This window comes from Amycolatopsis sp. A133 (assembly GCF_031082405.1).
Taxonomy (GTDB): Bacteria; Actinomycetota; Actinomycetes; order Mycobacteriales; family Pseudonocardiaceae; genus Amycolatopsis.
In genome coordinates, this window is record NZ_JAVHJU010000066.1 from 101,485 (window position 1) to 113,324 (window position 11,840).

At 71.0% G+C, this 11,840-nt stretch carries 10 protein-coding genes; 4 read left to right on the forward strand and 6 right to left on the reverse strand.

From position 1 onward, the window contains the following. Positions 1-91 precede the first annotated feature (91 nt). The gene (locus Q5425_RS38945) at positions 92-976 is read left to right on the forward strand and encodes a hypothetical protein (RefSeq protein WP_308677432.1); all 885 of its coding nucleotides are present in this window, start codon (positions 92-94) and stop codon (positions 974-976) included. A 71-nt stretch (positions 977-1,047) separates the two neighbouring features. Further along, a complete protein-coding gene (locus tag Q5425_RS38950; protein WP_308677433.1) occupies positions 1,048-1,794 on the forward strand; it encodes a hypothetical protein in 747 nt (248 codons plus the stop codon). Positions 1,795-1,806: 12 nt separating this feature from the next. Here Q5425_RS38950 and Q5425_RS38955 read toward each other — a convergent pair whose 3' ends face one another. Together Q5425_RS38955 and Q5425_RS38960 are read right to left on the reverse strand one after the other, a co-directional pair. Then, complete coding sequence (locus Q5425_RS38955; RefSeq protein WP_308677434.1) at positions 1,807-2,298, reverse strand: DUF6912 family protein; 492 nt, start codon at positions 2,296-2,298, stop codon at positions 1,807-1,809. Further along, a complete protein-coding gene (locus tag Q5425_RS38960; RefSeq protein WP_308677435.1) occupies positions 2,295-3,701 on the reverse strand; it encodes a wax ester/triacylglycerol synthase family O-acyltransferase in 1,407 nt (468 codons plus the stop codon). The genes Q5425_RS38955 and Q5425_RS38960 overlap by 4 nt, the downstream gene beginning before the upstream one ends. Positions 3,702-3,735: 34 nt before the next feature. On the opposite strand from Q5425_RS38960, the gene Q5425_RS38965 reads away from it, so the two are divergent. Then, positions 3,736-4,497 carry an RNA methyltransferase gene (locus Q5425_RS38965; RefSeq protein WP_308677436.1) on the forward strand — a complete coding sequence of 254 codons (762 nt, stop codon included), beginning with the start codon at positions 3,736-3,738 and terminating at the stop codon, positions 4,495-4,497. Positions 4,498-4,499: 2 nt separating this feature from the next. Here Q5425_RS38965 and Q5425_RS38970 read toward each other — a convergent pair whose 3' ends face one another. Then, entirely contained in the window at positions 4,500-4,874 is a 375-nt protein-coding gene (locus tag Q5425_RS38970) for an HAD-IA family hydrolase (RefSeq protein ID WP_308677457.1), read from the reverse strand. A gap of 210 nt (positions 4,875-5,084) precedes the next feature. Here Q5425_RS38970 and Q5425_RS38975 point away from each other — a divergent pair, with 210 nt between their 5' ends. Continuing rightward, positions 5,085-5,537 (forward strand): Rv3235 family protein, encoded by a 453-nt coding sequence (locus Q5425_RS38975; RefSeq protein WP_308677437.1) that lies wholly within the window; start codon positions 5,085-5,087, stop codon positions 5,535-5,537. Positions 5,538-5,835: 298 nt separating this feature from the next. Here the strand turns inward: Q5425_RS38975 and Q5425_RS38980 are convergent, their stop codons facing one another. The 3 genes from Q5425_RS38980 to hpf form a co-directional block, all read right to left on the reverse strand. Further along, positions 5,836-7,050 (reverse strand): cytochrome P450, encoded by a 1,215-nt coding sequence (locus Q5425_RS38980; protein ID WP_308677438.1) that lies wholly within the window; start codon positions 7,048-7,050, stop codon positions 5,836-5,838. A gap of 57 nt (positions 7,051-7,107) precedes the next feature. Then, positions 7,108-9,990, reverse strand: a complete 2,883-nt coding sequence (gene secA / locus Q5425_RS38985; protein ID WP_308677439.1) for a preprotein translocase subunit SecA — start codon at positions 9,988-9,990, stop codon at positions 7,108-7,110. Between the two features lie 206 nt (positions 9,991-10,196). Then, positions 10,197-10,883 carry a ribosome hibernation-promoting factor, HPF/YfiA family gene (gene hpf / locus Q5425_RS38990; protein ID WP_003085632.1) on the reverse strand — a complete coding sequence of 229 codons (687 nt, stop codon included), beginning with the start codon at positions 10,881-10,883 and terminating at the stop codon, positions 10,197-10,199. Positions 10,884-11,840: the final 957 nt, after the last annotated feature.

Here is an 11,840-nt window from a genome sequence, read left to right on the forward strand (position 1 = left end):
AACCGATCGCCGATCGTCACCGTCACATCGGTAACCAATCACCCGATCAGGCGATATGCCGAGCGGAAGATCCGACTCTGAGGGGATTTTAATGCGCAAGACCACCCTGGTCGCCGCGGGCGCCGCGCTGGTGCTCACGCTGACGGCGTGCAGCGGCAACTCCGCCACCGGCACCGCCGAACCGGCCGCCGCGAGCGGGCCGGCCCAGTCCGAGAGCCTCGCTTCGCCGTTCACCGACGCGGTCCAGCTGGCGTCGGCGTCCAAGCAGAACACCGTGAAGTCGAAGTCGGCGAAGTTCACCATGGAAGGCTCGGCCGCCGGCCAGGCCATGAACGCCACCGGCGCGATGGCCATGGACGAGACGGACACCCGGTTCTCGATGACGAGCACCTCGGCGGGTCAGACCACCGAGATGCGCCTGGTCGACAAGGTCATGTACATCAAGCTGCCCGCCGAAGAGCAGAAGCAGATGGGCACGGACAAGGCGTGGGCCAAGATTTCGGCCGACGGCAACGACCCCTTCTCGCAGGCGCTGGGCGGCGCGCTGTCGCAGTCGGCGGAGCAGAGCGACCCGAGCAAGATGCTCGACCAGATCGCCAAGACGGGCCGGATCATCTCGTCCGACCAGACCGAGCTGAACGGCCAGAAGGTCAACCACTACAAGGTGGAACTCGACGTCGCCAAGGCCGTTGACCAGTTCACCGGCCAGGTCCCGGCCGCGGCGCGCGAAAAGCTCACCGACATGCTCAAGGGCAAGGACATCAAGATCCCGGCCGAGCTGTGGCTGAACAAGGACAACCTGCCCGTGCAGGTGACCATGGACCAGGGCCCGATGATGCAGGCGCTGGGCGCGCCGGCCGGCGACGCGAAGTTCACGATGAAGTACAGCGACTGGGGCACCCAGGTCGACGTGACGGCCCCGCCGGCCGACCAGGTCGTCGACCTCGGCGAGCTGATGAAGAAGGCCGGTCGCTGACGCCGGCGACGCTGAGTGGCAGCGGCTCCCCCGAACGGGTTCGGGGGAGCCGCTGTGTTTTTGTTGGCGCCATGCGCAAAGCCGCCGTGGTGCTGCTGCTCGTCCTGTTCGCCGGCGCGTGCTCCGACCCGCCGCCACCGCCGTCGTTCGAAGACGCGCGGACGCTGGCCGACGCCGCCGCGGCCGCCACCACGAGCGGCGGCTCGGCGAAGTTCGGCACGGACGTCGCCGTCGGCTCGGTCCGTTCCCAGAGCCAGGGCCACGCCCGGTTCGGCGCCGGCGGGACGGCCCAGGTGATGACGACGGACTTCATCGGCGAGCCGATGGAGCTGCGGATGGTGGCCGGGAAGCTGTACGCGAAGGTGCCGGAAGGCTCGCGCGACGAGGTCGGCGCGGGAAAGCCGTGGGTCGTGGTCGCGGCGGACGGCACGGACCCGTTTTCCCAGGTCCTCGGGGGCAACCTGGCGCAGCTGGCCGCGCAGAACGACCCGGCGCACACGCTGGGCGAGATCCGGACCGCGGGCACGATCGTCGCGGCCGAGCGCACGGACGTGGCCGGGGTGGCGGCGGAGCACTACCGCGTCGACCTGGACCTGGCCCGCTTGGGCACCGATCTGCCCGCGGGCCTGCCGCCGGAATCGGCGGGCCGGCTCGGCAAGTTCCCGGTGGAGCTCTGGCTCGACGACGGGCACCGGCCGTTGCAGATCGTGCTGGACCTTTCCCCGATCCTGCAGGGCGAAGCGCGCATCACGACCCGGTACACGGAGTGGGGCGCGCCGGTGGACGTCCAGCCGCCGCCGCCGGGTGAGGTGGGGTAGCCCGGTGGACGATCAGAGCAGTTCCAGCAGGAACGGCAGTTCCTGCGGTGCATACCAAGCCAGCTCGTGGTCCTCGGCGTCCCCCAAAGTGAACTCCGCGTCCGGATCCCCCAGGTCCGCCGCGTCGATCACCGCCGCCGCGGCCGCTACCGCCTCGGCCGCCTCCGGGGCGTCCACGTGGATCGCCGCCACCGCCGACAGCGGGATCGGCCCGCCGATGCGGACCACCGGGGCGTCCAGGTCCGGCCGCAACGTCACGCCCGCAACGTCCGCCGACACCACCACCCGGCGGGGCTCGCCCTTCTCCTCCGCCGCGATCAGGCGCAACGATGCGCGGGCCGCGTCCAGGAGCGCCGCGTACTCCAGCTCCTCGTCCGAACCGCTCACGTACGCCTCGCGCAAGGCCGGCGTCAGCGCGAACGCCGTGCCGCTGCGGGCGCGGAACTCGCCCGAGGACTCGAGGTCGCGAAGCATCGCGATGGTCGCAGGCAGATAGACCCTCACCAGTGCGCACCCTTCAGCTCTTCCAGGGACTCTTCGATCATCCCGGCGACCAGATCGACGTCGAAGGCGGCCTTGCGGTCGCCGTTCAGTCCGAAGTAGACGCCACCGTGGTAGGACGTCACCCCGATCGCCAGCGCCTGGGTGCGCATCAGCGGCATCACCGGGAACATCTCGACCAGTCTGGCCTCTCCCGCGTACATCGGCACCTGCGGGCCCGGTGAATTGGTCACCATGACGTTGAAGATGCGCCCGGACAGCGACCCCGCCGCCCGTGCGCCGAGGGAGTGCAGGGTAGCCGGGGCGAAGCCACCGACCTTGAGCAGCCCGCGCGCGGCGACCGAACGGCCCGAATCGAGGTGCTCGGCCATCGCGTGGCCGATGTGCTGCAGCCGCAGCACCGGGTTCGGCTCGCCGACCGGCAGGTCGATCAGGTACGCCGCCACCTGGTTGCCGACCAGCGCCGGGGTCGAGTACTCGGCCGTCTCGGCGTCGCGCACCGCCAGCGGCACCAGCGCGCGGATCGTCGTGTCCGGCGTCAGCTGCTCCTGGCGCGAGAGCAGCCATTCGCGCAGCGCGCCCGTGATGGCGGCGAGGACGGCGTCGTTGACCGTGCCGCCGTGCGCCGCGCGGATCTTCCGGAAGTCCTCGAGCCGGGTGCGCACCACCGAGAACACGCGGCCGCCGGACACCCGGACGTTCAGCGGCCCGGGCGGCGCCGGGCTCACCAGCGTGCGCAGCGTCGAGGCCACCCCGCCGACGGTCTCGGCGAACTTGCCCGCCGCCGCGAACGCGTCGTTGGCCGCCGACCGGACGTTCTCCACCACCTCGCCCGGCCGCTGGACGCCCTCGCTGATCGCGTCCAGCACCAGCTGGGTGCGGCTCGGCTCGCGGCGCGGCGTCCAGATGTCCTCGAACGGCTCCGGCTCGGCCGGCGCCGGGTCGAGCACGATCTGGCCGAGGTCGATCGTACCGATACCGTCCACAACGGACTGGTGGGTCTTCGTGACCAGCGCCACCCGGTCGCCGGCCAGCCCCTCGATGAAGTACGCCTCCCAGAGCGGCCGCTCCGGCGCGAGCCGCCGCGACATCAGCCGCGCGACCAGGTCGAACAGCTGCTCGTCGCTGCCCGGCTGGGGCAGCGCCGAGCGGCGGACGTGGTAGTTGAGGTCGAAGTCGACGTCGTCCACCCACACCGGCCGCGCCAGGTGGCCCGGCACCTCCAGCACGCGCTGCCGGTACCGCGGCAGGTACGCCAGCCGCCCGCCGATGAGGTCGACCAGCTGCGCGTAGCCGAACCCGGAGCGCGGCCGCTCGAAGATCGCCACGCCGCCGACGTGCATCGGGGTCGCGTGGTCCTCGACGTAGAGGAACGAGGCGTCCAGCGCGGACAGGCGGTCGGGCATGGGCCGATCCTTACACAGTGCAAGACTGCCCGGTGTGGGTGATGACTCGACGATTTCGCCGAAGGACCGCTTCCTGACCGTGTACGGCCGGAAGCCGGTGCTCGAAGCACTGGCGGACGACGGCCTGCGGGTGGACAAGGTGATCCTCGCCGACACGGCGCGCGGCCCCGGCGCGGCGGAGATCCAGCGCGCGGCGAAGGAGGCAGGCGTGCCGGTGCAGCGCGCCAGCGCCCACCGGGTCAAGGTCCTCGCCGGCAACGGCAAGCAGGACCAGGGCGTGCTCGCCGACGTCGTCGCGCCGCGGATGCGAGCGCTTTCCGCGGCTCTGGCCGACCGGCAGCCGCCGTCGCGGGTGCTGCTGCTGGACGGCATCACCACCCCCGCGAACGTCGGCATGATCCTGCGCACGGCGACCGCGGCCGGGCTGGACGGCGTGATCGTGCCCCGCCGCGGGGTCGCGGCGCTCGATCCGCTGGTGGTCAAGGCGTCGGCCGGGGTGGCGTTCCGCGCGCCGGTGCTGCGCTGCGGGTCGGCGGGCGAGGCCGCGGAGATGCTCGCGGAAGCCGGCTACGGGCTGTACGCGCTGGGCGCGTCGGCGAAGACGACGGTGTTCGACGTCGACCTGCCGCAGCGCGCGGCGTTCGTCCTCGGCGGCGAGACGGCCGGCGTCGGGCCGGAGGTCGGCGAGCTCGTCACGGAGTGGCTGTCGATCCCGATGCCGGGTGAGGTCGAGTCGCTGAACGTCTCGGCCGCCGCCGCGGTGCTGTCGTTCGAGCTGGTCCGCCGCACGCGCTGACCTCAGCCGACCGGGAACAGCACGGCGAGCTCGTCCAGCGTCTCGCTGACCGACCGGTGCTGCACCCCGACCATGCCCGCCTGGACGGCGCCGCGGATGTTCGTCGCGGAGTCGTCGACGAACGCGCAGCGCGTGGCGGGCAGCCCGAGCCGTTCGGCCGCGATCAGGTAGACCGCCGGGTCCGGTTTGGCCACGCCGACCTCGCCGGAAAACACCAGTGCGTCGAAATAGGCGGACATCGTGTTCTTGACCTCGTCCGACGCCCCGGGGGCGTTGGACAGCAGCGCGGTGCGGACGCCGCGCTCGCGTGCGGCCGCCAGGTAGTCGTAGAACCGGCCGGCGTCGGGATCGGTGAGAACTCCGGCGAAATCGACCAATAGCCCTTTCAGCACCCGGCACACCATAGCCGGGGCGGCGACGCGGTGTCTCGCAGTGCGCAACAACGCCATCGACGTACCGCATCGGGTGACGGGAATCCACGGCTTCGGCGCTTCTCGCCCGGATCGGGCGATTCCCGTCTCCTTTTCGGCCGGTTCCGCCCTCTAAGCGGTGCAGACGGCGAAATGCCGAGTCAGGGAGGGGAGAAAATGATCGAGGAACACCGGTTGCGGACGCTGATCCACTACGAGGCGCCTCGCCGGTTGGACGGTCCGGAGGAGGTGGCACCCCGGGATCACCGGCGTTCGCGGTGCCCGGCGCCGAGGCAGCTCGAAGCGGACGAGGTGGGCCACCTGCTGAACATGCTGCTGGAGGCGTACGACGGCCGCCGCCCGGCGGCGCAGGTCCGCGCGCTGGTGGCACCGGAGGTGTACGCCGGGCTGACCGGGCCACGCCTGCCGCGGCCACGGCACCGGACGCAGACGATCCACACGTGCACCCCGGTGCCGGACGTGGTGGAGGCGTGCGCCCGCGTGGAGGCGGACGGCCGGTCGTTCGCACTGGCGGCCCGCTTCACCCGCACCCCGACGGGCTGGCGGTGCGAGCGGTTCGCGCTGTTGAAACCGCAGCAGCCGGGCAAGCCGGACCGGCGGGCGGCGTGAGACGGGGAGGTGGGGCCCGCTCACCGCCGAGGGCCGAGTGGGCGAGCTTCGTCGCCGCAGCCGGGCGTAACCGCGCCGCGCTGATCGCGTGGCGGTTTCCCTCCGCGGCCGAGCGAGCGACGCCACGAGCGGGCTCGCACCACATCGGTCACCGCGGCCCCGGGGATCCGCCGCACCAACCGGCGGGTTTCCGCGGGCGGCCGAGCGGGCCACGCCACAGTGGACTCGCCCGCCGGGTGCGCAGCCGGGACGGTGACAGCGATCGCCGTCCCGGTTGCGGCTCGGTCCGGGAAGCCCCTCAGCCGCCCGCCGGCAAGGTCGACAGCCCGCGCAGGGTGGTGGTCGGGTTCCACTCCGGGGTTCCCGCCGAGGCCAGCTCCGGGCGGCGGCGGGCCAGCTCGCGGAAGGCGATCCGGGCCTCCAGCCTCGCCAGGGGCGCGCCCAAGCAGAAGTGGATGCCCTGGCCGAACGCCAGGTGGCGGGCCGGCTCCCGGGCCGGGTCGAACGACTCCGCGTCCGGGCCCGTGGCCGGGTCGCGGTTGGCCGCTCCGATCAGGATGATCGCCTGGCTGCCCGCCGGCACCGGCAGCTCGCCCAGGACCGTGTCGCGCAGGGCTGTGCGGGCCGTCAGCTGGACCGGTGAGTCGTAGCGCAGCACCTCTTCCACCACCCGCGCCGCGTTTTCGCCGTCCGCGCCCAGCGGTTTCAGTCCGCCCGGGTGGCGCAGCAGGGCCAAGACGCCGTTGCCGATCAGGTTCGTCGTCGTCTCGTGGCCGGCGATGAGCAGGAGCGTGAGCGTCACCAGCAGCTCGCCCTCGCTGAGGACGTCACCCGCGTCGGACACCGCGACCAGCGCCGACAGCAGGTCGTCCCCCGGCTCGCGCCGCCGCCGGGCCGCCAGCTCGCGGAAGTAGCCGACGAACGACTGCCGGGCCTTGACCGCCGGTTCGACCGTCTCCGGGCGCTGCAGGAACGGGGGGTCCAGCGCCCGCGCCATCGCGTGCGACCACTCCGCGAACCGTTCGCGGTCGTCCAGCGGCACGCCGAGGAGCTCGGCGATCACCTCGACCGGCAACGGCTTCGCGAGCGCCGTCAGCACGTCGAATTCGGCCGGCGCGCGGTCGATGAGCGAGGCCGCGATCGCCTCGATCCGCGGCGCGAGCTGCTCGACCATCCTCGGCGTGAACGCCTTCGCCACCAGCCGCCGCAGCCGCGTGTGGTCGGGCGGGTTCAGCGACAGGAACGCCCGGACCACGCGTCCCGATTCGTCGACCGGCTGGTCCGGGAGCCGGTCCGCCGGATCCAGGTACTCGGGTTCGGGGTGCCCGAACGCCGGGTCGCGCAGCACCTGCGTGGCCTCGGCCAAGCCGCTGACCACGAACATCCGCTCCGCGAGCGCCGCCACCGGACGGCTCTCGCGCCACCGCCGGTAGTGCGGGTACGGGTCCGGCCGCCGCTCGGCGCCGAACAACGCGAAGAACTCCTGCGGATCCGCCGACGACGACACGCTCATCCCCCGTTCACGACACCGGGGCGCGCGGACCAGCCGCGCGCCCCGGTCACACCCGTGTCAGCGACGCGGGCCCTTCTTGCCCTTCTTGGCGGCGTCGCGCTGGGCGGCCCGGCGGTCCCGGCGGGTACCCCCGGCGCCACCGCCCGCGGCCTGCGCGCCACCTTCGGCGTGGGACTCGACCTCACCGTCCTCGCCCGGCCCGGACAGCGTCACGCCCGACGGCTGCCCACCGCCGCCGAGGCCCTTGCCGCGCAGCGCGGCCGGGACGGACTCGGTGTCGGTCGCCGGCGGCTGCGGCGGCGCCGGACGCGCGTGCCGGCCTTCCGCCTGGCCGTTGCCGGTCGCGACGCCCGTGGGCAGCGCGGCGGCGGCCTCGGCGGGCGGCGCTTCGGCGCGCTCGACCTGCAGGTTGAACAGGAAGCCGACGGCCTCCTCCTTCAGCGAGTCGAGCATCGCGCGGAACATGTCGAAGCCCTCGCGCTGGTACTCGATCAGCGGGTCGCGCTGCGCCAGCGCCCGCATGCCGATGCCCTGCTTGAGGTAGTCCATCTCGTACAGGTGCTCGCGCCACTTGCGGTCGAGGACCGTCAGCATCACCTGGTGCTCCAGGGTCCGCATGCCCTCCGGGCCGACGAGCGCGTTGATCTCCTCTTCGCGCTTGTCGTAGGCGTGGCGGGCGTCCTCGAGCAGCGCCTCGCGCAGGTGCTGCGCGTCGAGATCGCCGTCCTCGATCAGGTCGTCCCACTCGATGCTGACCGGGTAGAGCTGCCTCAGCGCCGACCACAGCTTCTCGTGGTCCCAGTCCTCGGCGTAGCCGTTGGCCGTCGCACCGTCCACGTAGGCGTTGACGACGTCCTCGAGCATGCCCTCGATCTGGTCGCGCAGGTTTTCGCCGGCGAGGACGCGGTGGCGCTCGGCGTAGATCACCTTGCGCTGCTCGTTCATGACCTCGTCGTACTTGAGGACGTCCTTGCGCTGCTCCATGTTGATCTGCTCGACCTGGGTCTGCGCGCTCTTGATGGCCTTGGAGACCATCTTGTGCTCGATCGGCACGTCGTCGGGCAGCCGCATGGTCGTCATGACGCGCTCGACCATCGTCGCGTTGAAGCGGCGCATGAGCTCGTCACCGAGCGACAGGTAGAAGCGGGACTCGCCCGGGTCGCCCTGACGGCCCGACCGGCCGCGCAGCTGGTTGTCGATGCGGCGCGACTCGTGCCGCTCGGTGCCCAGCACGTACAGCCCGCCCGCCTCGCGGACCTCCTCGGCCTCGGCCTTGGACTCCGCCTTGACCTGCTCCAGGACCGTGGGCCACGCGGCCTCGTACTCCTCGGAGTGCTCGACCGGGTCCAGGCCGCGCTCGCGCAGCACCTGGTCGGCGATGAGGTCGGGGTTGCCGCCCAGCACGATGTCGGTACCGCGGCCCGCCATGTTCGTGGCGACCGTGACAGCGCCCTTCTGGCCGGCGCGCGCGACGATCAGCGCCTCGCGGTCGTGGTGCTTCGCGTTCAGCACCTCGTGCGGGACGCTCAGCTTCACCAGCAGCTTCGACAGGTGCTCGGACTTCTCGACGCTCGTCGTGCCCACCAGGACCGGCTGGCCCTTCTCGTGCCGCTCGGCGATGTCCTCGGCGACGGCCTCGAACTTGGCCTGCTCGGTCTTGTAGATCAGGTCCGCCTGGTCGACGCGGACCATCGGCCGGTTCGTCGGGATCGGCACCACACCCAGCTTGTAGGTCTGGTGGAACTCCGCGGCCTCGGTCTCGGCCGTACCGGTCATCCCGGACAGCTTGTCGTAGAGCCGGAAGTAGTTCTGCAGCGTGATCGTCGCGAGGGTCTGGTTCTCGGCCTTGATCTCGACCTTTTCCTTGGCCTCGATCGCCTGGTGCATGCCCTCGTTGTAGCGGCGGCCGTGCAGGATGCGCCCGGTGAACTCGTCGACGATCATGACTTCGCCGTTGCGGACGATGTAGTCCTTGTCGCGGTGGAAGAGCTCCTGCACCTTGAGGGCGTTGTTCAGGTACCCGACCAGCGGCGTGTTGGCGGCCTCGTACAGGTTCTCGATGCCGAGCTGGTCCTCGACGAACCGGACGCCCTTCTCGGTGACCGCGACGGTCCGCTTCCGCTGGTCGACCTCGTAGTGGTACTTCGAGTTGATCAGGTTCGTCTTCTCGACGCGCTCGCGCGACCCCATCGTGGTCGTGTCGATGCCCTGCATCAGCGGGGCGAGCCGCGCGAACTCGACGTACCAGCGCGACGACTGGTCCGCCGGGCCGGAGATGATCAGCGGCGTGCGGGCCTCGTCGATGAGGATCGAGTCCACCTCGTCGACGATGGCGTAGTAGTGGCCGCGCTGGACGCAGTCGTCCAGGCTCCACGCCATGTTGTCGCGCAGGTAGTCGAAGCCGAACTCGTTGTTCGTGCCGTAGGTGATGTCGGCGTTGTACTGCGTGCGCCGGACCTCCGGCTGCTGCTCCGACAGGATGACGCCGACCTCGAGACCGAGGAAGCGGTGGATGCGGCCCATCCACTCGGAGTCGCGCTTGGCCAGGTAGTCGTTCGTCGTGACGACGTGGACACCCTTGCCGGGGATGGCGTTGAGGTAGGCGGGGAGGACGCACGTCAGCGTCTTGCCCTCACCGGTCTTCATTTCGGCGACCTGGCCGAGGTGCAGCGCCGCGCCGCCCATCAGCTGGACGTCGAAGTGGCGTTGGCCGAGCACCCGCTTGGCCGCTTCCCGGGCGACCGCGAAGGCCTCCGGCAGCAGCTCGTCGAGGGTTTCGCCGTCGCCGTTCCGCTTGCGGAACTCCTCGGTCTTGGCCCGCAGCTCGGCGTCGGTCAGGTCCTTGACGTCGTCTTCGAGGGTGTTGATGTGATCGGCGATGTTGCGCAGCCGCTTCACCATCTTGCCCTCACCCGCGCGGAGCAGGCGGTTCAGCACCATCCGGTCGACCTCACTAGCTGATCTTGAGCGCGCCCAGGCCGGTCCCGGGCAGGTTCTCCCGCGGTGGCGGCCGTGTTCGGCGCCACCTTCCCACCCCCATCGTAGGGAACGGTGGCCCTCGTGTGCACACGCCGTACGTCCTGACATGCGGAGGGCCCGCACGCGAGCGCGTGCGGACCCTCCGATCGGCCTCCTCGGAGCCCGGCTCAGCCGAGCCGGATCACGCCGTAGTCGAAGCCTTTCCGCCGGTAGACCACGCTGGGCCGGCCCGCGTCGGAGTCGTTGAAGAGGTAGAAGTCGTGGCCGACCAGCTCCATCTCGTAGAGAGCCTGGTCCACCGTCATGGGCTCCGCGGTGTGCTGCTTCTCGCGAACGACGCGGCCGGGCTGGTGACCCAGGTCGTCGTCGGCCCAGCTCTGCTGCTGGGGCAGGTGGAATTCTTCGGCACTCGCGAAGCCGTTCGTCTGCGGCTCGGCTTCGGGTGCGTCCAACACCGCGGTACGCGCGGCGGGACTGGCTGCGGCCGGGGATCCACCACCCGGCAGTGCCGAGGTCGCCTCGGCGACCGATTCCGGGCGGCTGCGGCCGTAGTGCACGCGCCTCCGGTCGTGTGTCCTCCGCAGCCGGTTTTCCAGCTTGGTGACTGCGGAATCGAGCGCCGCGTAGAAGTCGGCGGCACACGCTTCAGCGCGTACGGCCGGGCCTCGTCCCTTTCCGGTGATTTCGACGCGCTGGCAGCTCTTGGCCTGGCGCCGGTTGGGTTCGTGGAACAGCTCCACGTCGTACCGGATGACTTTCCTGTCGTAGCGCTCGAGGCGGGCCAGCTTTTCGCTGACAAGTGCCCGATAGTGGTCGGGCACCTCCACGTTGCGGCCCTTAACGACGATGTCCATACACGACCTCCCTCGCTGAGATGACTGCGAGCTGATGTGTTCACACACGGCGCCGGTATTGCGGGGACGGAAGCCCGGATCGCGGGCCGAGAAGGAACTCGGAAACGGTGGACGACGTCTCGTTCCGGTGACCGAGCGCGGACTCAGCGCACCTCCGGCGCCAGGGACATGGGCTCGTCACCTCCCTGCCTGCGGGGATTGCTGATTGCGGAGCACGTTAGCTTCCTCACGCCCATAGCAACAGCCCCCGAGCCGGGGGATGTCAGGGGGTGGGAACCGGTCACCCCGCGCAGTGATCGCGGAGCAGGCACCACAAAACACCCGCTGGTCGGGCGCGACGCGGTGACCGTGCTTTCACACGGACGGCGCATCGCTGCCGGACGGTGGACCCCGAGGGTGACAGCCCGGTCTCCCGCAGCCGCCACTCCGGTGGAGTGGTGTGGCGGCCGAGTGATCGTGATCGGCACCCTCATGCCCGGACAACGGGCACCGGTCCGTCCGCGTTCCCGAGTTGATGTCACTCGTGTAGGTGACGGTGGGTTCACCCGGGCGCTGGGGGTGGTCGGAGTGGGGCTTTCGTGGAATCTTTTTTGGGGCTTGAGCTGGGAAGGCTTTGGGGGTTGAGGGGGTGGTGGGCCGGGTTTAGGCGGAACCGGTACCAGGATTGTTCGGTGGGGTTGGGGGTTGATGTTGGGGCCGGCTGGGCGGGCGTTGTGGCTGGGCTGGGGTGAGCCGGCGCAGGGGTAGGTTGCCGTGGCCCGAGCGGACCCGGGCGCTGACCGAAGATGGCGCGCCAAGGTGGACCGGCCGGGCCGGCGAGCAGGGCCGAGCAAGGTGGACAAGCCGAGGTGGGGCAGGCAGGCGGTTGTGGCTTGAGCGGACCCGGGCGCTGACCGAAGATGGCGCGCCAAGGTGGACCGGCCGGGCCGGCGAGCAGGGCCGAGCAAGGTGGACACG

Coding starts and splice junctions, on each gene's coding strand:
- Q5425_RS38945 (WP_308677432.1), top strand. CDS start 92: ATGCGCAAGACCACCCTGGTCGCCGCGGGCGCCGCGCTGGTGCTCACG.
- Q5425_RS38950 (WP_308677433.1), top strand. CDS start 1,048: ATGCGCAAAGCCGCCGTGGTGCTGCTGCTCGTCCTGTTCGCCGGCGCG.
- Q5425_RS38960 (WP_308677435.1), bottom strand. CDS start 3,701: ATGCCCGACCGCCTGTCCGCGCTGGACGCCTCGTTCCTCTACGTCGAG.
- Q5425_RS38975 (WP_308677437.1), top strand. CDS start 5,085: ATGATCGAGGAACACCGGTTGCGGACGCTGATCCACTACGAGGCGCCT.
- Q5425_RS38980 (WP_308677438.1), bottom strand. CDS start 7,050: ATGAGCGTGTCGTCGTCGGCGGATCCGCAGGAGTTCTTCGCGTTGTTC.
- secA (WP_308677439.1), bottom strand. CDS start 9,990: ATGGTGCTGAACCGCCTGCTCCGCGCGGGTGAGGGCAAGATGGTGAAG.
- hpf (WP_003085632.1), bottom strand. CDS start 10,883: ATGGACATCGTCGTTAAGGGCCGCAACGTGGAGGTGCCCGACCACTAT.